We start from the raw sequence: 22,533 nt of genomic DNA on the forward strand, positions 1-22,533 counted from the left end.
TTTTTCATTGGGGCCGTGCGCTCAGCGGCCGCGGATACGCGGGTCGAGCGCGTCGCGCAGCCCGTCGCCGATATAATTGACCGAGAGCACGGTGAGCGAGATCGCTACGCCCGGCAGCACCACGCGCATCGGGTAGAGCTGGATCTGGTCGACCGCGTCGAACAGAAGCCGTCCCCATGTCGGGAAATCGGGCGGGAAGCCGAGCCCGAGGAAGGAGAGCGCGGATTCGGTGATGATCGCCGAGGCGATGCCGAGCGTCGCCGAGACCATGATCGGCGACATCACATTGGGCAGGATATGGCGCAGCACCATGCGATGCGCAGGCGTGCCGATCGAGCGTGCGGCGAGCACGAATTCGCGCTCCTTCAGCGCCAGCACCTCGCCGCGCACGATCCGTGCCGTCTGCATCCATGAGGTGGCGCCGATCGCGGTGACGATGAGCAGGAAGATCCCGCCCTCCGGGCCGAAGCTCTTGGAGAGCGGCTCGCGAAAGAGCGTCACCATCAAGAGCAAAAGCGGCAGGAGCGGCAGCGCAAGGAAGAGATCGGTCATCCGCATCAGCGGTCCTTCGAGGCGGCGGAAATAGCCGGCCAGAACCCCGATGGTGGTGCCGAGGAAGATCGCGAGCCCCATTGCGGTCAGCCCCACCGAGAGCGAGACTTTTCCGCCTGCCATCATCCGCGCGAGGATGTCGCGGCCAAGCTGGTCGGTGCCGAGCGGATGGGCCATCGAGAAGCCCTTGTTGCGCGCGCGCAGGTCCACATAAGTGGGCGCCATGTCCCACAGCCACGGCCCGATCAGGATCCCGGCTATGATGATCACGAAGATGGTCAGCCCGACCAGTGCGCCCTTGTGGGTCTTGAACTGGTCCCAGACATCCCACCACTGGTTGCGGGGCGGGCGGAAAGTTGCGGTGGTCTCAGTCATAGCGGATCCGGGGATCGAGGATGCCGTAAAGCAGGTCGGCGATCAGGTTGAAAAGCACGATCAGCGTGGCGAAGATGAAGGTGAGCGACATCACCATCGGCAGGTCGTTGGCGTGGATCGACAGGATCAGCTGCTGGCCGAGCCCGTTCACCTTGAACACCTGCTCGGTGATGATCGCGCCGCCGAAGATCTGCGGCACGCCAAGCGCGATCACGGTGACGACGGGGATGAGCGAATTGCGCAGCACGTGGACGAGCACCACGACCTTTTCCGTCAGCCCCTTGGCGCGGGCGGTGCGGACGTAATCCTGGCCGAGATTGTCGAGCATCGAGGAGCGCATGAAGCGCGAGATCTGCGCGGCGTTGTAAAGCGCCAGCACGGTGACCGGCATCACCATCTGGCGGAGCTGCGCGGTGAAGCTTGCCCAATCGGTGACCTTGAGCGTCGTGTCATAGACCGAGGGGAACCATTTGAGCTTCACGGCGAAGAGGATGATGAGAACGACCCCGGTGAAGAAGGTGGGGACGGAAAAGCCCACCATTGAGATGAAGGTACCAAGGTTGTCGAACCAGGAATATTGCCGGTAGGCCGACAGGATGCCGATCGGCACGGCGATGAGCACGCCCACGAGATAGGCAGAGCCCACCACCATCAGCGTTTGCGGGATGCGTTCGGCGATGATGTCCATCACCGGCTGGCGTGACTGGAACGAGATCACGCGCTGCATCCCCTCGGCCAGATGGGTGCCGAAGAGCGTGTCGACCAGATGCATGGGCTCGACCCAGAACATCTGCTTGAGCCAGAGGAAATAGCGGACATACCAGGCCGCATCGAGGCCGAGTGCGGTGCGCATCTTCGCTTTCACCTCGGGGGGCACGGTGAGCGGCACATCGCCCAGAGGGTCGCCCGGGGCGGCCTCCAGGAGCAAAAAGATCACCAAAGAGATGATCAGAAGCGTCGGGATCGCGATCAGCAAGCGTCGCAGGGTAAACTGGAACATCGGCGCCTCGGGGCATTTCTCTTGACCGGGGGGTGGCGGGGGGGCGCCGGGCCGCAGGCCCGGCGCCCCCCCGCCCGGGTCGGACCGGCCCTGCCGGTCCGACACCGCTTTCAGCGGGAAGGGATCACTTGATCCGATACCAGTCGGAAGCGTTCCACAGTTCGCTGTCCCAGGTGTTCAGGATCACGCCACCGAGACTGTTGGAATGCGCCGAGAGCCGGCCGCGGTCGACGAGCGGAACGACAACATAGCTGTCTTTTGTCAGCATCTCGTTCATCCGCTTGGCGAGCGTGGAGCGCTCCGTCATGTCGCCCGTCGCGCCGAGTTCCTTGACCTTCTCGTCATAAGCCGGATCGCAGAAGCGGTTGATGTTCTCGCCCTGCCACTGGTTGTCCGGGTTCGGCGCCTTTTCACAGGTGTATTGCGCCAGATAGGGCTCGGGATCGGTGCCGTCGAAGTTGTTGGCATACATCTCCACATCGGCATAGAACTTCTGGATCGTGTCCGGCGAGCCTGCGTCGCCGCCGAAGAACACCGACGGGTCGACCGTCTTCAGTTCGACCTCGACGCCGATATCATTCCACCATTGCTTGATGATCGACTGGAAGTCCTGCCGTATCGCGTTCACCGAGGTCTGATAAACCAGGCGCAGCTTCTTGCCGTCCTTGTCGCGGATGCCATCGCCGTCGCTGTCGGTCCAGCCCGCCTCATCGAGCAGCGCCTTGGCGCCTTCGACATCCTGGGTCAGGCAGTCGGTGTTGGGGGAGGCGAACATCTCGGGCGCGGGCACGAGGTTGCAGGTCGGACGGCCCGCCTCGCCATAGCCGATATCGACGAGGATCTGCCGGTCGATCGCCATCGAGAGCGCCTTGCGCACGCGCAGATCCGAAAGGATCGGGTGCGGGTGTTTCGCGGTCGAGCGTTCGCCCTCGGGCAGATCGGGCGATGGATCGGTCATGTTCATCTCGATGCGCTCGACGAGCGTGCCGAAAGCGTTGACGAACTGGCCCTTGCCCGCGGCCGCAAGCTCGGCCTGCAACTCGGGCGAGATCTGGGTGTTCCAGGCATAGTCAAACTCGCCCGTCTCCATCACCGCGCGCGCCGCCGCCGTCGCATCGCCGCCGCCCTTCACGAGCGCGGTGGCAAAAGCCGGTTTCGCCGGGTCGCGGTAGTTCGGGTTGGCTTCCAGCATCACCGTGTCATTCGTGCGGAATTCAGTCACACGGAACGGGCCGGTGCCGATCGGCTTGAAGTTTTCTTCGGTGCAGGTCGAGGCATTGGCGCCGGTGCAATTGGCGAATTGCGCGGCCTGCAGGATCGGCGAGGTGGCGCCGACAAAGGCCATGAACGGGTTCGGCTTTGGCTCCTTGAAGGTGATCTTCACGGTCAGATCGTCCAGCGCCTCGACCTTCTCGATGCCCTCGTAGCGGGCGAGCTGTGCGCAGCCGCCGGCCGGATCCATGCAGTAATTCGCGGTGAAGACCGGGTCATTGGCGGTAAAGGGCGTGCCGTCCGACCATTTCATTCCCGGCTTGATGTGCCAGGTGATGCTCTTCATGTCTTCCGAGATGCCGCCGTTCTCGACGCTCGGGATCTCGGTCACGAGGCGCGGGATCACCTCGCCTTTTTCGTTGAAGCCCGCGAGCGGCTCAAGCACGAGGCTGCCCACTTCGATGTCTTTCGTGCCCGACGAGAGATAGGCGTTCATCGTCGAGACGGCTTGCGCGTAAAGGATTTTCACATCGCCGTCGCTGCCGCGTTCGGCAAAGGCGGCGGGCGCGACCATCAGCGTCGCGGCGGCGCCGAGAAGGGCGGTTTTCAACTTCATGTCAAGCTTCTCCTTGTTGGAAGTTGGGGTCTTGCGGGCTCGGTTAGCGCCCCGGGTTGGCCCCGGAGTTTGCCGCTCCGACAGCGGCTTCTTGGATCAGATGGCAGGCAAGAAAATGCCCGGGCGCAACTTCAGTGAATGCCGGCTCCAGCTCGCGGCAGACCGGCATCACCTTCGGGCAGCGGGTGCAGAAATTGCAGCCCTTGGGCGGGTTGGCAGGCGAGGGCACATCGCCCTTGAGGATGATGCGTTGGCGCGCGGTCTCGGCATTCGGGTCGGGCTCGGGCACGGCCGACAAAAGCGCCTGCGTATAGGGGTGGCGCGGCGCATCGTAGAGCACATCGCGCGAGGCGAGCTCGACGATCCGGCCCAGATACATCACCGCCACCCGGTCGGCGATATGGCGCACCATGGAAAGATCGTGCGAGATGAAGAGATAGGTGAGCCCGAGGCTGTCTTGCAGCTCTTCGAGCAGGTTCACCACCTGCGCCTGGATCGAGACATCGAGCGCCGCGATCGGCTCGTCGCAGACGATGAATTTCGGGTTCAGCGCCAGCGCGCGCGCAATGCCGATGCGCTGGCGCTGCCCGCCCGAGAATTCATGCGGGTAGCGGTTGGCGAAATCGCGGTTGAGCCCGACCTTGTCCATCAGCTCGTAGATCCGCGCCAGCTTTTGCGCGCGCGACAGCGTGGTGTGCTCGTCGAGCGGCTCGCCGATGATGCTTGCCACCGTCATGCGCGGGTTCAGGCTTGCCTGCGGATCCTGAAACACCATCTGCATGCGCGGCCGCATCGCGCGCAGCTCGCTTGCCGGCGCGGCCAGAACATCCTCGCCGCCGAGCACGACACGGCCCGCCGTGGGCTCGTAAAGGCGCAGGATCGCGCGTCCGCAGGTGCTCTTGCCGCAGCCCGATTCCCCCACGAGACCAAGGGTTTCCCCCTCGTAGATCGTGAAGGACACGTCATCGACCGCCTTCACGTCGCCGACCTTCTTGCGGAACACCCCCGCCGTGATCGGAAAATACATCTTCAGCCCCTCAACTTCGAGCAGGGGGGCGCGGGTGCCGTCAGCCATGGGCGGCCTCCTTGATCAGCGCGTCCGTGCGCGGGGCGGAAGCGTCGAAATCCCAAAAACAGGCGGCGTCATGGCCGGGGCCGACCGGGGAGCGTGCCGGGTTGGCGCGGTCGCAGGTCTCAAAGCGCGTGGTGCAGCGGTCGCGGAACGGGCAGGCGGTGGGCGCGGCGCGCAGGATCGGCGGTTGCCCCTCGATCACGTTCAGCTTGTCGGCGCGCTCACCGCGCACGCTCGGCACGGTTTGCAGCAGTGCTCGCGTATAGGGGTGGCGCGGCCGGGCGAAAACCTCTTTGACCGGGCCCTGCTCGGCGATCTGGCCGCCATACATCACCATCACCCGGTCGGCGATGCCCGCGATCACGCCGAGATCATGGGTGATCCAGACGATCGCCATGCCAAGCTTCTGGCGCAGGTCTTTGACGAGTTCGAGGATCTGCGCCTGAATCGTCACGTCGAGCGCGGTGGTGGGTTCGTCGGCGATCAGCACCTTCGGGTCGCAGGCGAGCGCGATCGCGATCATCACCCGCTGCCGCATCCCGCCCGAGAACTGGTGCGGGTAGTCCCTCAATCGCTGTGCGGCATCGGGAATGCCCACGAGATCAAGGAGTTCCTTTGCACGCACCTGCGCTTGCGCCTTCGTCATCCCCATATGTTTGATCAGCGGCTCGCGCAGCTGATAGCCCACGGTGAAGACCGGGTTGAGCGAGGTCATCGGATCCTGAAAGATGAAGCCAACGCCGGGGCCGCGCACCGCGCGCAGCTGGGCCGGCGTGCATTTGAGCAGATCGAGCCCGTCAAACATCACGCGTCCCTCGCGCACCTCGGCGGGCGGAGAGGGCAGCAGTCCGATCAGCGACATCATCGTGACAGATTTGCCCGAGCCCGATTCGCCGACAACGCCCAGAAGTTCGCCGGGCTTAAGATCGAAGGAAACCGAATTGACAGCATGCACTTCGCCGCCGCGAGTGCGAAAGATCGTCTTGAGGTTCGTCACCTCGAGAACGGGCTGCGCCCTGTCGCGCATGAGTCCCCCAGTCTTTTGTTTTTGCACCGTTTTTCGGGGCATATTCTGATAATCCTCACCAGAAGGTGAAGATATTTGACCGATTGTTAGAGATTTTTTCGGCTCACGCAAGCGCTAACGCGGGACGAGCCCTGCATCGGCTGCATGGCGCCTGCCCGGTGGGCAGGGCTTGACCATGGCCGCGCGCCCGGCAAGCCTGAGCCACCGCTCCTGCCCCTCCGAAAGAGATCGCCATGCAATTTCCCATCCGTGCCACTGATGCTCCGCGTTTTTCCGCAGCCTTGCCAGAGGCCTGCGATGTCGTCGTGGTGGGCGCGGGTGTCGCGGGGGTGATGAGCGCCTATTACCTCGCCAAGGCGGGGCGGCGGGTCGTGCTTTTGGAAAAGGGCCGGGTGGCGGGGGAGCAATCCTCGCGCAACTGGGGCTGGATTCGTCAGCAGGGCCGCGACCCGGCGGAGCTTCCGATCATGATGGAGGCGATGCGGCTCTGGGAGGGCCTTGCGGACGAGCTTGGCCCGGACCTCGGATTTGCGCGCTGCGGCGTGGCGTATCTGAGCGACAGGCCCGGGGCGATGGACGGGTTCGAGGCCTGGGTGACGCTGGCGCGTGCGCATGGGCTCGAAAGCCATCTGCTTGGCCGCGCCCAGCTGGCCGCGGCCGTGCCGCATCGCACGAACTGGGTTGGAGGGCTGATCACCCCTTCCGATGCCCGCGCCGAGCCCTTTGTGGCGGTGCCGATGCTGGCCGGGCTGGCCGAAAAGGCCGGTGTGACGATCATTGAGGGCTGCGCGGTGCGTGCGCTCGATCTCGCCGCGGGCAAGGTCGCGGGGGTGGTGACCGAAAAGGGCCGGATCCGCGCCGGGCAGGTGCTGGTTGCCGCGGGGGCCTGGTCATCGCTCTTCCTGCGTCGCCACGGGCTTGCGCTGCCGCAGCTTCTCGTGCGCTCCTCGGTGGCGCAGACCGCGCCGATGCCGGAGATCACGCAGATCTCGGCGGTGGATGATGTGTTCGCCTGGAGGCGCCGCCTCGATGGTGGTTACACGCTCGCGCCCGGCACCTCGCATGATTTCTACCTTGGTCCCGATGCGCTGCGCCATTTCCTGAAATACGTGCCGCAGATGCGCCGCGACCTTTCGAAAACCGCGATCCATCCGCGCGCGCCCGCCGCTGGCTGGCCCGATGGCTGGTTCACGTCCCGGCACTGGGCGGAGGATCGCGAGAGCCCGTTCGAGCGGATGCGGGTGCTCGATCCGCCGCCGAACCGGATCTATCTCAACAATGTCACGCGCGCCTTCGCTCGCGCCTTCCCCTCGCTCGGCGCGCCGAAACTGATCCGCAGCTGGGCGGGGATGATCGATGTGCTGCCCGATACCGTGCCGGTGCTCGATGCCGCGCCGATTGCCGGGCTTTATGTCGCCACCGGGCTTTCCGGTCACGGTTTCGGTATCGGCCCCGGCGTCGGGCGGGTTATGGCCGCGCTGATGACCGGCGCCCCTCCGGGCCACGATCTGACGCGCTTCAGGTGGAAACGCTTTACCGACGGGTCAAAAATCGACCTTGGCCCCACCTTCTGAGCTTGCGGCGGGCAGGCGAATAGGGAAACCTGTCTCGATGATACCGCTTTTGCGATCCCCTGAAAGAAGAGCAAGACCATGCCTGTGAAAAACCGTTTCGCCGAATTGCTGCCCGAGATCACCGAATGGCGCCGGGACATCCATGAAAATCCGGAACTTCTGTTCGATCTGCCGCGCACCTCGGCCAAGGTGGCGGGGCTGTTGCGCGATTTCGGCTGTGACGAGGTCGTCGAGGGTATGGCCGGCACCGGCGTTGTCGGTGTGATCCGGGGCAAGACCGACACGGCGGGCCGGGTGATCGGTCTGCGCGCCGATATGGATGCACTGCCGATCATCGAGGCGACCGGGCTCGACTATGCCTCGAAGACGCCGGGCAAGATGCATGCCTGCGGCCATGACGGGCACACCGCGATGCTGCTGGGCGCGGCCAAATACCTGGCCGAGACGCGGCAGTTCGACGGCACTGCGGTGGTGATCTTCCAGCCTGCGGAAGAAGGCGGCGGCGGCGGGCGCGTGATGGTCGAAGAGGGGCTGATGGAGCGCTTCGGCATCCACGAGGTCTACGGGATGCACAATTCGCCGGGTATTCCGCTGGGCACCTTTGCGATCCGCCCGGGCCCGATGATGGCCGCGGCCGATCAGTTCGAGGTGGTGGTGACCGGCAAGGGCGGCCATGCGGCGAAACCCCATGAGGGGATCGACACCACGCTTGTCGCCTCGCATATCGTTGTGGCGCTGCAACAGATTGCCTCGCGCAATGTCGACCCGCTCAAGCAGGTCGTGGTCTCGGTCTGCACTTTCCGTACCGAAAGCGAGGCGCATAACGTGATCCCGCAGAAGGTATTGCTGCGCGGCACCGTGCGCACGCTCGAGGCCGAGGTGCGCGACTATGTCGAGGGGCGGTTCCGCGCCGTGGTCGAGGGCATCGCCGCCGCGCATGGCGCAACCACCGAGATCAAATACGAGCGCGGCTATCCGGTGACACTGAACGCGCCCGACAACACCGATTACGCGGTGGCTGTCGCGCATTCGGTCTCGGGCAGTGTCGATACCTCCGTGGCGCCGCTGATGGGCGGGGAGGATTTCTCCTATATGCTCAATGCCCGCCCCGGCGCCTATATCTTCCTGGGCAATGGCGACACTGCGAGTCTGCACCACCCGGCCTATAATTTCGACGACAATGCGATCCCGTTCGGATCGAGCTGGTATGCGGGGATGATCGAAGCCCGGATGCCGGCGGCCTGAGCGGGCGCTTTCGGCCCCGGGCTCTCCGGGGCCGATGCGGGCCGGTCAGCGGCCGTAGATCGCCGTCAAGCTGGCATGGTCGAGTGCCGCGGCATGGGCAAAAAAGCCCACCACCGCGCCCGAAGCCGTCTCGTCGATGCCGAGTTTTTCCTGCGGCATGGCGTAAACGGTGAAAATGTAGCGGTGCGGTTTGTCGCCTTGCGGCGGGCAGGGGCCGCCCCAGGCATTTTGTGAATAATCGTTGCGCGCGGCCATCGCGCCTGCGGGAAGTGCGGCCGCTGTGCCGATGCCGCGCGGCAATGCGGTGGTGCTGGCAGGCAGATCGAAGAGCGACCAGTGCCAGAACCCCGAGCCGGTCGGCGCATCGGGATCATAAACGGTGAGAATGAAGCTGTTGGTGCCTTCGGGGGCTCCACTCCAGCTTAGCGCGGGGGAAAGGTTCGGGCCGGTGCAGCCAAAGCCGTCGAAGATGAAATCTTCTCCGATCGTCTTACCCTCGGAAATATCAGGCGAGGTGAGCACCATCTCGGCCGCAGCCGGGAGAGCGGAAAGGGCGAGGAGCGCGGCCAGAGCCGGGCCTGTGGCGAGCAAGGAAATACGCATGAAATGACTCCGTCAGGGATTTCGGGTGGCGGGGGCCACCGTCGTCAGCCTAGGCGTGCTGCATCGCAGCGGCAATTCCCCTGTTGGGGAATTGACAGGGTCAGTCTTCGCGCGGGACGATCGCGGGCAGATGCGCAAAGAGCCGCCCCCAGTGGCGGAAGAACACGAACTGCCCGGCGTCCTGCAGCAATTCGAAGGTGATCCAGGGGTAATCGGCGCGAAATTCGGCAATCGTCGCGGGCGGGGCGATCGGATCGGTCGCCCCGTTGACGAACACGACCGGCAGCCGCCCCCGCAGCGCCGCCACGGCCTTTTGCCACTCGCCCCGGGCGAAGGCCTGCATTTCGAGCGCATAGGCACGATGCGCCAGATGCCGCGGCGAGAGCGCCACCCGCGTGCCATCGAGGATTGCCGCGCGCGCTTCGGGCTCGGTCAGGAGCGCCACATCGGGGGGCGATCCGGCATAGACCTGACGGACAAATTCCTCCCGCCCGATCCGCGCCGCGAAATGAAAGCCCCCTTGCGCCACGAGGGGGATCAACGCCGGAGTGTAATGCGCGGTGCCGACAACGAAGCGGTGCCATTTGTCCATGCGCCGGTATTGCGCCTTGCGCGTCACCGGCAGTACGCCCGCGAAGGCGATCATCCCGCTGACCATCTCGGGGAAGGCGCGCGCAAAGCCGAAGCCGAGCGCGCTGTCGTTTTCGAGCGTGACGAGCGGCGCGCGCGTTACGCCCTCCCGGGCGAGGATCGCCGCGATATCGGCAAAGATCGCGCCGGGCGCATCGGCGCCGGCGGAAAGCGGCGCGCTGTTGCCATAGCCTGCGCGGATCGGCACGATCACCTTCAGCCCGTGGCGCGCGGCCTCCGCTTCGGCGGCCTGTGGCCAGCGGCAAAAGCCGTAAGTGCCGTGGAAAAACACCAGTGCCTGCCCCTCGGGCGCGCCGAACACCCGGTAGCTCAGCCGTCGCCCCCGGTGCAGAAAGCTGCGCTCGTCGGGAAAATAGGGCAGGGGCGCGGTTCCGGGATCGTTCGTGGCAGGGTCCGGAACGCCGGGGTCGCGCCAGAGCGCCGCGCCAAGCTGGGAGAGCGCCATCTGCGAGCCTGCGCCGGTTTTGGTCAATATCCGCTCGATCTGCTTTTTCACCGTTTCAGGCGAAACGCCGCGGCGCTGGGCAATCTCCTTGCGGCCGAGGCATTGCAGCGACAGGCGCAGCACATCTGTTTCGGCTTCCGTCAGATCGAAGCTCTGTGCGAGTTCCGCGGCCAGGCGTGCCTGACTCTCGGGATCGAAAAGCACGGTGAAAACCGCGTCCTGCGTCCCCTCGTAACGCAGCGGAATGCGCCGGGTGACGGTGCCCGAGAGCGCACCCGAAAATGCGCCCGAACATGCGAGGGGCAGGCAGACGGAGCCTTGCAGAAGCTGCAACGCCCGTGGATTGGCATGCAGCACCAGACCATTCGGCGCCACCAGCACGGCGGGCAGATGACGATAAAGCGCGAAGAGTTTCTCGAGCTCTGGAAAGGGCGCAGACTGGCCAAGGATCGTTCCCGCCTGCGCGACATGCCGCGCCGCCATCACCGGGTCGATCGGACGCGCGCCCGGGAATTCGGGGCCGTCTTCGGACGGTTCGGTGTCCGTGAGCGCCAGCGCGCCGAGTGCGGTATCGACGAGGCGCTCGTAATCTTCGGGGTTGAGTGCGGTGTGATAGATCTCGCAGACGAGGTCATTGGCCTGCGGTTCGGGCTGCATACGCGGATGCTGCCAGCGATCGGGCGCCTCTTCGAACATGGCCTGACCTTTGCCGCGCGCCGGTCGCGCGCTCCCTTGTGACTCCAACATAAGCGAAATATCCGGGCCGACGGCGCGCCTACGGGCAGCCCGGACCGGCTCACTATAACCGCCTCGCCGCGCCCCACAACCGCTGGTCGCAAAACCGCGCCAGCCGCTTTCTGTCGCAGGCGGTCCGGGCGATCTTCATGGTTTCGCAGCGAATTTGTCACCGCACCGTTACCTGACGTCGCCACCAAAGCCGCGAAACCACAGTCCCCGGGGGATCGAAATGTTGCGCAAGCTTTCCTGTTCCGTCCTTGCCTTTGCCGCGTTTGCCGGCACCGCGCAGGCGCAAACCGAAATTCAGTGGTGGCACGCGATGGGCGGCGAGCTGGGCGCCAAGCTCGAGGAGATCGTCGCGGGCTACAACGCGAGCCAGAGTGACTACAAGGTCGTGCCGACCTACAAGGGCACCTATGCCGAAACGATGACGGCGGCGATTGCGGCCTTCCGTGCGGGCGAGCAGCCCGATGTCGTGCAGGTCTTTGAAGTGGGCACCGGCACGATGATGGCGGCGCAGGGCGCCGTCTACCCGGTCTACAAGCTGATGGAAGACATGGGCGCCGACTTCGACCCGAAAGGCTTCCTGCCCGCCGTTGTCGGCTATTACACCGACACCGAGGGCAACATGCTCTCGATGCCCTTCAACTCCTCGACGCCGATCCTTTACTACAACAAGGACGTGTTCGCGAAGGCGGGGCTCGACCCGGAAAAAGCCCCCGCGACCTGGGCCGAACTTGAGGCGGATGCCAAGCAGATCATGGCTTCGGGCGCGGCGAAATGCGGTTTCACCACCGGCTGGATCAGCTGGGTGCAGCTGGAAAACCTCTCCGCCTGGCACAACCAGCCGATCGGCACGGAAGAGAACGGCTTTGGCGGGCTCGATGCCGAGCTGACCGTGAACGGCCCGGTGCAGGTCAAGCACTGGGAGAACCTCGCGCGCTGGCAGAAGGAAGGGATCTTCCAATACGGCGGGCCGGGCGGCGGGGCCGATGCGGCGCCGAAGTTCTATGCCCAGGAATGCGCGATCTACATGAACTCCTCGGCCTCGCGTGCGGGCGTGATCGCGAATGCCAAGGATTTCACCGTGGGCTACGGCATGCTGCCCTATTACGACGATGTCGAGGGCGCGCCGCAGAACTCGATCATCGGCGGGGCAACGCTCTGGGTGCTGCAGGGCAAGGAAAACGATCACTACAAGGCGGTGGCGGATTTCTTCCACTACCTCTCCTCGCCCGAAGTGCAGGCCGACTGGCACCAGTTTTCGGGCTATCTGCCGATCACCCAGGCCGCCTATGACCTCTCGAAAGAGCAGGGCTATTACGACGCCAACCCCGGCGCCGAGACCGGCCTGAAGCAGATCACGCTGAACGCGCCGACGGCGAATTCGAAGGGCCTGCGCTTTGGCAATTACGTGCAGATCCGCGACGTGATCGACGAGGAATTCCAGCGCCTGCTCTCGGGCGAGGTCGATGCGAAAACCGCGCTCGACAGCGTCGTGACCCGCGGCAATGCGCTGATCCGCGATTTCGAAGCGGCGAACAAGTAACGCCCCCAAAGCCGAAGACCCCGCGCCCCATCGGGCGCGGGCTTGCCGTTCCGGACCTGCCATGCAGCACAAACGCACCACCTTCCGCCACCGCGGTCTGCCCTATCTGCTGCTCGCGCCACAGCTTGCAGTGACAGGAGTGTTCTTTCTCTGGCCCGCGGGGCAGGCGGTCTGGCAATCCTTCCTGCGTGAAGATGCTTTCGGGCTCAAAACCTCCTTCGTCGGGCTCGCCAATTACACAAAGCTGCTCCACGACCCGCAATATCTGGGCAGCCTGCATGTCACGGTGATCTTCTCGCTCGCGACGGCGGCGCTTTCCATCGTTTCCGCGCTTGTCCTTGCTCTGGCCGCCGACCGGGTGCTGCGCGGTCCGCGCGTCTACACCGCGCTTCTGGTCTGGCCCTATGCCGTCGCCCCCGCAATTGCCGGCGTGCTCTGGTGGTTCCTCTTCAACCCGACGATCGGCATCCTCTCCTATGCGCTGCGCGCGCTCGGACATGACTGGAATCACCTGCTCGACAAGACCGATGCGATGGTGCTCGTCATCCTCGCCGCCGCCTGGAAGCAGGTGAGCTACAATTTCCTCTTCTTCCTTGCGGGCTTGCAGGCGATCCCGGCGTCGCTGCGCGAGGCAGCGGCGATTGATGGCGCGGGGCCGGTGAAGCGTTTTTTCACCATCGTTGCGCCGCTCCTGTCGCCCACCACCTTCTTTTTGCTCGTCGTCAATGTTGTCTACACGATGTTCGACACTTTCGCGGTGATCGACGCGACGACCGAGGGCGGGCCGGCGCAGGCCACGAATATCCTTGTTTACAAGGTCTATCGCGACGGCTTCATCGGCCTTGATCTCGGTGGCTCCGCCGCGCAATCTGTGGTGCTGATGGGGATCGTGATCGTGCTCACCGTGGTGCAGTTCCGCTTCATCGAACGCAAAGTGACCTATTGAAATGGTCGAAAACCGCCGCTTCCTCGACATTCTTGCCCATGCCGTGCTGCTCCTCGGCGTTCTCGCCGTGGCCTTCCCGGTCTATGTGGCCTTTGTGGCCTCAACCCACCCGAGTTCGGATTTCGTCTCCGGCGTGGTGCCGCTTCTGCCCGGCTCCGAGGGTTTGGCCACCTACCGCGAGGTTCTCGCGGGCGGCGGCTCGACGCAGATGTCGGTGCCGATCGCGCTCGCGCTCAAGAACTCGCTGATCATGGCGCTCGCGATTGCGCTCGGAAAAATCGCGATCTCGATCCTTTCCGCCTATGCCATCGTCTGGTTCCGCTTTCCGCTGCGCCAATTGGCGTTCTGGGCGATTTTCATCACGCTGATGCTGCCGGTGGAGGTGCGGATCGTGCCCACCTTCAAGGTGGTGGCGGACCTTGGCCTGCTCAACTCCTACGCCGGGCTCTCGGTGCCGCTGATCGCTTCGGCGACGGCTACCTTCCTGTTCCGGCAGGTGTTTTTGACCATCCCCGACGAGTTGATGGAGGCTGCGCGGATCGATGGCGCCGGGCCCATTCGCTTTTTCCGCGATGTGCTGGTGCCGCTCTCGCAAACCAATATCGCGGCGCTCTTCGTGATTTTGTTCATCTACGGCTGGAACCAGTATCTCTGGCCGATCCTGATCACCACCGATGACAGCTTCACCACGGTTGTCGCCGGGATCAAGCGCATGGCCGATGTGACCGATGGCGAACCGCGCTGGAACGACATCATGGCGACGGCGATGCTGGCGATGGCGCCGCCCGCACTCGTGGTGATTGTCATGCAAAGGCTCTTTGTGAAGGGCCTCGTCGAGACGGAGAAGTGAATGGCCGCGATCACGCTGGAGAACCTCACCAAGACCTATGCGGGGGGCGTCACCGCCGTCTCGGGCGTGGATCTGGACATCGCGGACGGCGAATTCGTCGTGCTCGTCGGCCCCTCGGGCTGCGGAAAATCCACGCTTTTGCGGATGATCGCGGGCCTTGAGACGGTGAGCGCGGGCGCGGTGCGGATTGGCGCGCGCGAGGTGAACCGGCTCGAGCCCGCCGAGCGCGACATTGCGATGGTGTTTCAGAACTACGCGCTTTATCCGCATATCACGGTGCGCCAGAATCTCTCTTACGGGTTGCGCAACCGCCGCATCCCGAAAGATGAGATCGCGCGGCGGGTGGGGGAGGCGGCGCGGATGCTCGAAATCGGCCCCTATCTCGACCGCAAACCCCGTGCGCTTTCGGGCGGGCAGCGCCAACGCGTGGCGATGGGGCGCGCGATCGTGCGCGAACCGGCGGCGTTTCTTTTTGACGAGCCGCTCTCTAACCTCGATGCGAAACTGCGCGTGAGCATGCGCGGTGAGATCCGCGCATTGCAAAAACGCCTTGGCACCACCTCGGTCTATGTCACCCATGATCAGCTTGAGGCGATGACGCTCGCCGACCGGCTCGTGGTGCTGCGCGGTGGGCGGATCGAGCAGGTGGGCACGCCGCTTGATGTTTATCGCAATCCGGTCTCCACCTTTGTCGCCGAGTTCATCGGTGCGCCCGCGATGAACCTTTTGCCCGCCCAAATCGCGCAGGAGCGGCTGCGCCTTCCCTGCGGCGCCGCGGTGGCGGTTCCGTCCTGCCTTTTGCCCCGTGCCGAAGGCCCGGTCACGCTCGGGCTGCGCGCCGAGGATCTGCGCCTTGCCAGCCCGGAAGACGCCGCTTTCCACGCCGATCTCTCCCATGTCGAAGAACTCGGCTCGCAGCGGCTCGCGCATCTGCGGCTCTCAGGCCATTCGCTTGTCGCCGCCTTTGACAAAGGCGTGGCGCTCTCCGACCGGCTCGCGCTCGCCTTTGCGCCCGAGGCGGTGCATCTCTTTGATGCACGGACGGGGCTGCGGCTGGGAGCGCCATAAGGCGGGGCGCGGTTCGGCCCGGGCTTCTCTTCCGGTGCCGCTTCGTGCAACTGTGGACTGGATGCTCGCGCCGCTGGCTGCAACCGAAAGGCTCCCCATGACCCCGCCGCTTCTGGGCCTCGCCCTCCTGATCGAGAATTTCCTGCCGCTGCGCGACTGGATCTGTGGCCCGGGCCGGGCGCTCGAAATTCAGGATTTCATCACCCCGAACCTTCCCGTCAGCGAACGCGATGATCTGCTTGCGGCCTGGAAAAGACTGCTTGTCGACCACGAAGGCCCGCGTGGCATCCACGGGCCGTTCTTCGGGCTCGACCTCTCCAACCCCGACCGCGATATTCGCGCCATCATTTCCGCGCGCTTTCTCTCGGCGCTCGAAGTGGCCGAAACGCTCGGCGCCACGCATATGGTGGTGCATTCGCCCTTCACCTATTGGCAGGTGCTCAACCGCGACAATTACCCCGGGCTTGAGGCCGCCGCCTTTGCCGCCTGCGCCGAGTGCCTTGCCCCGGTGCTGTCGCGCGCCGCGGAGATCGGCTGCACGCTGATGCTTGAGAATATCGACGACACCGATCCTTCGGCGCGGGTGCGGCTGGCCCGCCAGATCGACCATCCGAACCTGCGCGTCTCGCTCGACACAGGCCATGCCGAGCTGGCACATGGCCGCTATGGTGCGCCCCCCGTGGTCGATTTCATCGCGGCGGCGGGCGAGATGCTCGGTCATGTTCATCTGCAGGATGCCGATGGCTATGCCGACCGGCACTGGCATCCGGGGGAGGGCCGGATCCCGTGGCGTCCGGTGTTCGATGCGCTCGCGGAGTTGAAAGCACCGCCCCGGCTTCTCATCGAAGTGCGCGCCCATCATACCCGGTTGCCGCAAAGCGTGGCCCGGCTTGAGGCGCTCGGGCTCGCACGCTAGCCGGCGTCGCGGATTTTCACGAAAACGTCATCCGGGTTCCACGCCCGCGTTGCCTGCCGCGCCTACACCGCCCCCGACCAGCGACAGACCGGGGGGCGGTGTGCTCGAGATTCGCGAAGTGACACGGGTGTTTGGCACCCGCACCGCCGTTGACCGGGTCTCGATCCGCATCGACCGCCCCGCCTTTGTCGGCGTGATCGGCCGCTCCGGCGCCGGCAAATCCACGCTTTTGCGGATGATCAACCGCCTCACCGATGTGAGCTCGGGCGAGATCCTGTTCGAAGGGCGCGACGTGGCCGCGCTCAAAGGGGCGGAAAAGCGCGCCTGGCAGAGCCGTTGCGCGATGGTATTCCAGCAGTTCAACCTTGTGCCGCGGCTCGATGTGGCCTCGAACGTGCTCCACGGCCTCCTGGGCCGCCGCGCCACCCTGCCCACGCTCTTCAACCTCTGGTCGGCCGCAGACATCTCCCGCGCACTCGAGATCCTCGACCGGCTCGGCATCGCCGATCAGGCGTCGAAACGTGCCGAGGCGCTGTCGGGCGGGCAACAGCAACGCGTTGCCATTGCCCGCGCGCTGATGCAGGATCCGGCGATCATCCTGGCCGACGAGCCGATCGCCTCGCTCGATCCGATGAATGCGCAGGTGGTGATGGATACGCTCCACCGCATCCAGACCGAAGACGGTCGGATGGTGCTTGCCAACCTGCACACGCTCGACACGGCGCGGCGCTATTGCGACCGGGTGATCGGCATGCGCGACGGGCGCGTCGTCTTCGACGGCACGCCCGCGCAGCTTTCCACCCAGGTTGCCCGCGAAATCTATGGCGCAGACGAGCGTTTCGACGAGGCCGCGACCTCTACGGCACTTACGGCCGGCACCCAGGCCGATGACGCTTATGCCACCGAGATGCTCGGCGCCTGACCCATCCCCCGGCCGGGGTGGCCGGGGCCAAACCGGAGACGACCATGAAGACCCTGTTTGCCCTCCTCGCCGCGACCGCCGCGCTTGCCAGTGCCGCTTCGGCTGAAGGTATCACCCAGTTCAACATCGGCATCCTCGGCGGCGAGAACGCCCAGGACCGGCTTTCCTCGAACGAATGCTTCCGCAAGGCAGTCGAAGACACGCTCGGCGTGCCGGTGAAACTCTTCGCGCCCGCCGATTATGACGGCGTGATCCAGGGCCTTCTGGGCGGCACGATCGACGCGGCGCTGCTCGGCGCTTCGGGCTATGCCAAGATCTATCTGACCAACCCCGATGCCGTCACCCCGGCGCTGGTGACCACTCACCCGGATGGCTCCTCTGTCTATTACTCGATCGGCTTCGCGCGGCGCGACAGCGGCATCGCCTCGCTCACCGATGCCAAGGGCAAGGTTTTCGGCTTCGGCGATCCGAACTCGACCTCGGGCTATCTGATCCCTTCGCTCGAGATCCCGCAGATCATCGGCGCGAAGATGGAAGACTATTTCGGCGAGGTGAAATTCACCGGTGGCCACGAACAGACCATCGTTGCGGTGAACAACGGCGATATCGACGCGGGTGTGACCTGGGCCGATGGCAATGGCGACTGGGAAGACGGCTATAACGAGGGCGCGCTGCACAAGGCGGTGCAGGCCGGTCTCGTCGACATGAACGATCTGGTCGAGATCTGGAAATCGCAGCCGATCCCCGAAGGCCCGTTCGTGGTGCGCAATGCGCTCCCCGAAGACGTGAAGGAAAAAGTCATCGCGCTGATGGCCGGCCTGCACGAGAAAGACCCCGAATGCGCCAATGCGGTCAATTCGGGCGAGACCGCGGGCTTCGTGCCGGTGACCAATGCGGCCTATGAGCAAATCATCGCCGTGCGCAAGATGCAGTCGAACTGATTTTATGACGATCGACGGGGGCTCCGGCCCCCGTCTATTCCTTGTGGCGCCGGATTGTCCGGGCGCCCCGTCCGGAAAGGCGCCACATGGCGGATGCCGCTCTTCCCGCAGATGAATACCTGGCCCTCGTGCGGCGCAAGCGGCTCTACGGGGCGATCCTTCTTTTGCTCTTCGTGCTTCTGATGGCCTCGGGCTTCGAGATTGCAGATGCGCGAAATGCGGGCAGCTTCGTGGGAGGCATCACCCATGTCTTTGATTTTCCCGGCGAGATCTTCTCTGAGGCTCTGCGCGATGGACGTAACCTGCCGGGCTTCGTGGTGAAGTTCCTGCCCTCGCTTCTTGAAACGCTCAACATCGCTGCGGTCTCGACGCTGATCGGCGGTATGATGGCGGCTCTGCTCGCGATCTTCTCCACCCGCGGGCTCGCGCTCTGGCCGAAGGGCATCTTCCTGTTTCGTCGCGCCATGGATGTGATGCGCGCGATGCCGGAAATCGTCGTGGCGCTGGTGCTGATCTTTTTGCTGGGCGGTGGGCCAGTGCCGGCGATGATCGCGATCGTCGTGCATACTGCGGGAGCGCTCGGCAAACTCTTCTCCGAAGTGGCGGAAAACGCCGACCTCAAGCCCGTCGAGGGGCTCGCCTCGGTCGGCGCGGGCTGGCTTGCGCGGATCTGGTTCGGGATCGGGCCGCAGGTGGCGCCGAACTGGTCCTCCTATGCGCTTTTGCGCTTCGAGATCAATATCCGCGCCTCGGCGATCCTTGGTTTCGTCGGCTCGGGCGGCATTGGCTATGACCTGAAGACGGCGTTGCAATGGGGGCAGGGCAAATACGATCAGGTGGTGGCGATCTTCCTTCTGCTCTTTCTCACCATCGTGCTTGTCGATGCCGTCTCAGACCGCGCCCGGGCGCGGCTGGTGCGGGGGAGGGCGGGCGCATGACCGTGAGCATGATGAAAAGCGTGAGCACCCCGGTGCGGTTGATGGCGGAGATCGGTCTTGCGCGCGAATTCGCGCGCCGTCGCAGCCGGATGATCATGCTCATCCTCGCGGTGCTGGCCTATCTCGTCTATGTCTTTTTCGCCTTCGACATCCCCGGCGTGGCGGGGCGGATGCGGCCGGAAAACACCGCCACGCTGATTGGCGATTTCTGGAGCTACAAAACCCATGTGACGCGCGATCTGCGCAAGGAGAGCTTCGAGGTCGCGATCGAGGGCGAGACGAAGGGGCGCTACGCATCCGGCACCTATCCCGACTGGGTGCATCCGGGGCCGGAACCCGTCGTCGATCTGCCCGATGGCTCGCGCGTCACCTATACCGAGACGGGCGCGGTGATCGACCGCGCGGGTTATGGCCGGATCACCCTTGCGCGGGAGGGGCGGCATATCCGCCTCACCCTGCCCGAGGGGGCGGTGGCGCCCGGGGGGCTTTCCGCCTCGCAGACGCGCATCGGCCTCACCGGGCCGTGGTGGCGCTTCTCGATCACGCCGACGCGCACCGAGACCTTCCGTTACCAGCCGGGCTGGGAGCTTTTCTTCTTCACTCTCGAGAGCCCCTTTCACGGCAAATCGGCGGGCGAACTGCTGGCGCTCGCACTCTGGGAGCCGCGGCTCGATCCGGCACGCGCGAATATCGTCGGCATGCTCGAAGATATCTGGACCAACAAGATGTGGCGTCATGGCGATGTGATCTGGGCGCTGGGCGAGACGGTCTTGATGGCGTTTCTCGGCACGATGGGGGCGGGGCTCATCGCCTTTCCGCTCGCCTTCCTTGCGGCCTCGAATTTCACGCCGGGGCGCTGGCTGCGCTTTGCACTGCGCCGCATGTTCGATTTCTTCCGCGGTGTCGACGGGTTGATCTGGACCGTCATTCTCAGCCGCGCCTTCGGGCCCGGCCCGCTCACCGGCGCGCTTGCGATCCTGATGACCGACACCGGCACCTTCGGCAAGACCTTCTCCGAGGCGCTCGAAAACATCGATGCGAAAGAGACCGAGGGCGTGGCCTCCACGGGGGCGAATGCGTTGCAGCGCGCACGCTTTGGCGTGGTGCCACAGGTGGCGCCGGTCATTCTCAGCCAGCTTCTCTACTATCTCGAAAGCAATACCCGCTCCGCTACGGTGATCGGCGCGCTGGTGGGCGGCGGCATCGGGCTTTTGCTGACGCAGGCGATCCTGACCCAGAAGGACTGGGAGGAAGTGTGCTGGTATATCGTGTTGATCATCGGGATGGTGATGGCGATGGACAGCCTTTCGGGATGGCTGCGGCGGCGCGTCATCAAGGGGTAGACCATGCCGAAACTGCACCGCACCACGCCGCTGATCGGCCCCGAGTGCGAGATCGTCAATGTGAGCTTTGGCGCTTTTGTCGAGGTCGGGCGGGGATCGCGGCTGCTCAATGTCGAGATGCAGGATTACGCCTATTGCGACCGTTTCGCCGATATCGCCAATACCACGGTTGGGCGATTTTCCAATATCGCCGCGATGACCCGGATCGGCCCGACCGATCACCCCTGGCGCCATGCCGCGCAGCATCACTTCCTCTATCGCTCTTCCTATTACTGGGACGATGTGAGCGATGATGCGGGGTTCTTTGCCCATCGCGCGGGGCGGCGGGTGCGGCTTGGCGCGGATTGCTGGATCGGGCATGGTGCGATCATCAAGCCCGAGGTGAGCGTGGGAATTGGCGCCGTGGTGGCGGCCGGTGCGGTGGTGACGAAGGATGTGGCGCCCTTCATGATCGTGGCGGGCTGCCCGGCGCGACCCCTGAAAAGGCGCTTTTCCGAGCAAGTGGCGGAGCGGTTGCTGCGGCTGGCCTGGTGGGACTGGAGTCACGAGACCCTGCGCGCGCGGCTCCAGGATTTCCGCACCCTGCCGGCCGAGGAGTTTCTGGAGCGCTACGAGGGGGTGCCCGGCTGAGGGGGGCGCCGGGGCGGAGCGCCCGGCCCGCCCACGAGGAGCGGCCCGGGCGCTGCCCGGTGTGCCACCGGGCGCGGGGCCCTAATCGTTGCGCTCCGGGGTGACGCTCAGCGCGACCCGCTCGCCCACGAACCAGGTAAGCCCGTATTCGACCGGGGCGCCGGCGGGATCGACATTCACCGCCTCGGTGCGCAGGAGTGCCGCGCCGTCGGTCACGCGCAAGAGCCCGGCGCGGGGGCCGCGGGCGAGCTCGGCGGTGATCCGGGTCGAGGCACGGGTGTAATCGCAAAGCCCCGCCTCGCGCAGCGCCGCGGTGACCGAGGCGAGGCGGGCGAGCGCCTCGGGCAGGGCGGGAAAGCGCGCCGCGGGGAAGGCGGAGCGGAAGAGGCCGAGCGGCACCCCGTCGGCAAGCGAGATCCCCTCGAAGAGATGCACCTCTGCGCAGCCAAGCGCGGCGGCTTCCTCGGGCGTGGCGGCACGGGTCTCGATGCGCAGCACCACCCGCGCGGGGGAGCGGCCCGAGGCGGTGACATTTTGCTGAAACCGCACCCTTCGGCCGAGCGGATAATCGGCGCGGGGCGCGGCGGCCACGAACACCCCCGCGCCGCGGCGCGCATGCACCAGCCCCTCGGCGGCAAGCGCCGCGAGCGCATGGCGCACGGTGTGGCGGTTCACCCCGAACCGCGCCGAAAGCGCGGCCTCGGTGGGCAATTTTGCCCCCGGCGGATAGGCGCCGCCCGCGATCTCGCTGCGCAGGCTTGCGGCGATGGCGGCCCAGAGCGGGGCAGGTTTTGTCATCAAAGCTTCACTGGCGGAATCGCCCCATCTACGGATATTTGTCTAGTTGTATATTAAAGGAGACAACTTCGCAAGATGTCGAACCTCTCTCCCGAACCGGCGGTGCGGGCCGCGCGCATGGGGCTTCTGGCGCGTGCCCCCGCGGCGCGGTTGGCCCAACTCTTCCCCGATCTGCCCGCGCATGACTGGCTGCGCGCGCCCGAGATCGGCGCGGTGATGCTGCGCGGGCGGATGGGCGCGGTGGGGGCACCCTTCAACCTCGGCGAGATGAGCGTGACGCGCTGCGTGCTGCGGCTTTCTGACGGGCGCGTCGGGCATGCCCATGTGCAGGGGCGCGACAAGGATCACGCGACCCGGGCCGCCGCGCTCGATGCGCTGATGCAGGGGCCGGAGGCCGGGCGGATCGAGGCCGAGGTTCTGGCGCCGCTGCGCGCCGAGGAAGCCGCGCGGCGGCGCCAGCGGGCCGAGCGGGCGGCGGCGACCAGGGTCGAGTTTTTCACATTGGTGCGCGGGGAGGATTGA

General features: G+C 65.3%; 21 protein-coding genes. 13 read left to right on the top strand and 8 right to left on the bottom strand.

Annotated features, from left to right (window positions below):
• Window positions 1-21: 21 nt before the first annotated feature.
• The 5 genes from CRO22_RS07580 to CRO22_RS07600 all read right to left on the bottom strand — a co-directional run bounded on the left by CRO22_RS07580 (window position 22) and on the right by CRO22_RS07600 (window position 5,854).
• Entirely contained in the window at window positions 22-927 is a 906-nt protein-coding gene (locus CRO22_RS07580) for an ABC transporter permease (RefSeq protein WP_097069521.1), read from the bottom strand.
• Window positions 920-1,927: an ABC transporter permease gene (locus tag CRO22_RS07585; RefSeq protein ID WP_097069522.1), complete on the bottom strand. Its 1,008-nt coding sequence runs from the start codon at window positions 1,925-1,927 to the stop codon at window positions 920-922. The genes CRO22_RS07580 and CRO22_RS07585 overlap by 8 nt, the downstream gene beginning before the upstream one ends.
• A gap of 124 nt (window positions 1,928-2,051) precedes the next feature.
• Complete coding sequence (locus CRO22_RS07590) at window positions 2,052-3,755, bottom strand: peptide ABC transporter substrate-binding protein (protein ID WP_097069523.1); 1,704 nt, start codon at window positions 3,753-3,755, stop codon at window positions 2,052-2,054.
• Window positions 3,756-3,798: 43 nt separating this feature from the next.
• Entirely contained in the window at window positions 3,799-4,830 is a 1,032-nt protein-coding gene (locus CRO22_RS07595) for an ABC transporter ATP-binding protein (RefSeq protein WP_097069524.1), read from the bottom strand.
• The gene (locus tag CRO22_RS07600; RefSeq protein ID WP_097069525.1) at window positions 4,823-5,854 is read right to left on the bottom strand and encodes an ABC transporter ATP-binding protein; all 1,032 of its coding nucleotides are present in this window, start codon (window positions 5,852-5,854) and stop codon (window positions 4,823-4,825) included. Before CRO22_RS07600 ends, CRO22_RS07595 begins: the two co-directional genes overlap by 8 nt.
• A 233-nt stretch (window positions 5,855-6,087) precedes the next feature.
• Here CRO22_RS07600 and CRO22_RS07605 point away from each other — a divergent pair, with 233 nt between their 5' ends.
• Window positions 6,088-7,428: an NAD(P)/FAD-dependent oxidoreductase gene (locus tag CRO22_RS07605; protein WP_097069526.1), complete on the top strand. Its 1,341-nt coding sequence runs from the start codon at window positions 6,088-6,090 to the stop codon at window positions 7,426-7,428.
• Window positions 7,429-7,506: 78 nt separating this feature from the next.
• Complete coding sequence (locus tag CRO22_RS07610; RefSeq protein ID WP_097069527.1) at window positions 7,507-8,673, top strand: M20 aminoacylase family protein; 1,167 nt, start codon at window positions 7,507-7,509, stop codon at window positions 8,671-8,673.
• 45 nt (window positions 8,674-8,718) lie between these two features.
• On the opposite strand, the gene CRO22_RS07615 is transcribed toward CRO22_RS07610, so the two are convergent.
• Together CRO22_RS07615 and CRO22_RS07620 are read right to left on the bottom strand one after the other, a co-directional pair.
• Window positions 8,719-9,276, bottom strand: a complete 558-nt coding sequence (locus tag CRO22_RS07615; protein ID WP_097069528.1) for a YbhB/YbcL family Raf kinase inhibitor-like protein — start codon at window positions 9,274-9,276, stop codon at window positions 8,719-8,721.
• A 100-nt stretch (window positions 9,277-9,376) separates the two neighbouring features.
• Entirely contained in the window at window positions 9,377-11,068 is a 1,692-nt protein-coding gene (locus CRO22_RS07620; protein ID WP_176518578.1) for a LuxR C-terminal-related transcriptional regulator, read from the bottom strand.
• A gap of 271 nt (window positions 11,069-11,339) precedes the next feature.
• Here CRO22_RS07620 and ugpB point away from each other — a divergent pair, with 271 nt between their 5' ends.
• The 10 genes from ugpB (at window position 11,340) to CRO22_RS07670 (ending at window position 21,213) form a co-directional block, all read left to right on the top strand.
• Window positions 11,340-12,659 (top strand): sn-glycerol-3-phosphate ABC transporter substrate-binding protein UgpB, encoded by a 1,320-nt coding sequence (gene ugpB, locus CRO22_RS07625; protein WP_097069530.1) that lies wholly within the window; start codon window positions 11,340-11,342, stop codon window positions 12,657-12,659.
• A 61-nt stretch (window positions 12,660-12,720) separates the two neighbouring features.
• Window positions 12,721-13,605 carry a sn-glycerol-3-phosphate ABC transporter permease UgpA gene (gene ugpA, locus CRO22_RS07630; RefSeq protein WP_097069531.1) on the top strand — a complete coding sequence of 295 codons (885 nt, stop codon included), beginning with the start codon at window positions 12,721-12,723 and terminating at the stop codon, window positions 13,603-13,605.
• A gap of 1 nt (window position 13,606) precedes the next feature.
• Window positions 13,607-14,455, top strand: a complete 849-nt coding sequence (gene ugpE / locus CRO22_RS07635) for a sn-glycerol-3-phosphate ABC transporter permease UgpE (protein WP_097069532.1) — start codon at window positions 13,607-13,609, stop codon at window positions 14,453-14,455.
• On the top strand, window positions 14,456-15,523 hold the full coding sequence (locus CRO22_RS07640) for an ABC transporter ATP-binding protein (RefSeq protein WP_097069533.1): 1,068 nt from the start codon (window positions 14,456-14,458) through the stop codon (window positions 15,521-15,523).
• Window positions 15,524-15,620: 97 nt separating this feature from the next.
• Window positions 15,621-16,439: a sugar phosphate isomerase/epimerase family protein gene (locus tag CRO22_RS07645; protein WP_245860912.1), complete on the top strand. Its 819-nt coding sequence runs from the start codon at window positions 15,621-15,623 to the stop codon at window positions 16,437-16,439.
• Between the two features lie 100 nt (window positions 16,440-16,539).
• Entirely contained in the window at window positions 16,540-17,361 is an 822-nt protein-coding gene (gene phnC / locus CRO22_RS07650) for a phosphonate ABC transporter ATP-binding protein (protein ID WP_097069535.1), read from the top strand.
• Window positions 17,362-17,405: 44 nt separating this feature from the next.
• Complete coding sequence (phnD, locus tag CRO22_RS07655) at window positions 17,406-18,302, top strand: phosphonate ABC transporter substrate-binding protein (RefSeq protein WP_097069536.1); 897 nt, start codon at window positions 17,406-17,408, stop codon at window positions 18,300-18,302.
• A gap of 86 nt (window positions 18,303-18,388) precedes the next feature.
• Window positions 18,389-19,240, top strand: a complete 852-nt coding sequence (gene phnE / locus CRO22_RS07660) for a phosphonate ABC transporter, permease protein PhnE (RefSeq protein WP_097069537.1) — start codon at window positions 18,389-18,391, stop codon at window positions 19,238-19,240.
• An 11-nt stretch (window positions 19,241-19,251) separates the two neighbouring features.
• The gene (phnE, locus tag CRO22_RS07665; RefSeq protein ID WP_097069582.1) at window positions 19,252-20,583 is read left to right on the top strand and encodes a phosphonate ABC transporter, permease protein PhnE; all 1,332 of its coding nucleotides are present in this window, start codon (window positions 19,252-19,254) and stop codon (window positions 20,581-20,583) included.
• Window positions 20,584-20,586: 3 nt separating this feature from the next.
• Window positions 20,587-21,213, top strand: coding sequence for an LbetaH domain-containing protein (locus CRO22_RS07670; RefSeq protein WP_097069538.1), 627 nt, complete (start codon window positions 20,587-20,589; stop codon window positions 21,211-21,213).
• A gap of 81 nt (window positions 21,214-21,294) precedes the next feature.
• On the opposite strand, the gene phnF is transcribed toward CRO22_RS07670, so the two are convergent.
• Window positions 21,295-22,011: a phosphonate metabolism transcriptional regulator PhnF gene (phnF, locus tag CRO22_RS07675; protein ID WP_097069539.1), complete on the bottom strand. Its 717-nt coding sequence runs from the start codon at window positions 22,009-22,011 to the stop codon at window positions 21,295-21,297.
• A 75-nt stretch (window positions 22,012-22,086) separates the two neighbouring features.
• On the opposite strand from phnF, the gene phnG reads away from it, so the two are divergent.
• On the top strand, window positions 22,087-22,533 hold the full coding sequence (phnG, locus tag CRO22_RS07680) for a phosphonate C-P lyase system protein PhnG (RefSeq protein WP_097069540.1): 447 nt from the start codon (window positions 22,087-22,089) through the stop codon (window positions 22,531-22,533).

The organism is Rhodobacter maris (genome assembly GCF_900217815.1).
In the GTDB taxonomy this organism is placed as follows: Bacteria; Pseudomonadota; Alphaproteobacteria; order Rhodobacterales; family Rhodobacteraceae; genus Rhodobacter; species Rhodobacter maris.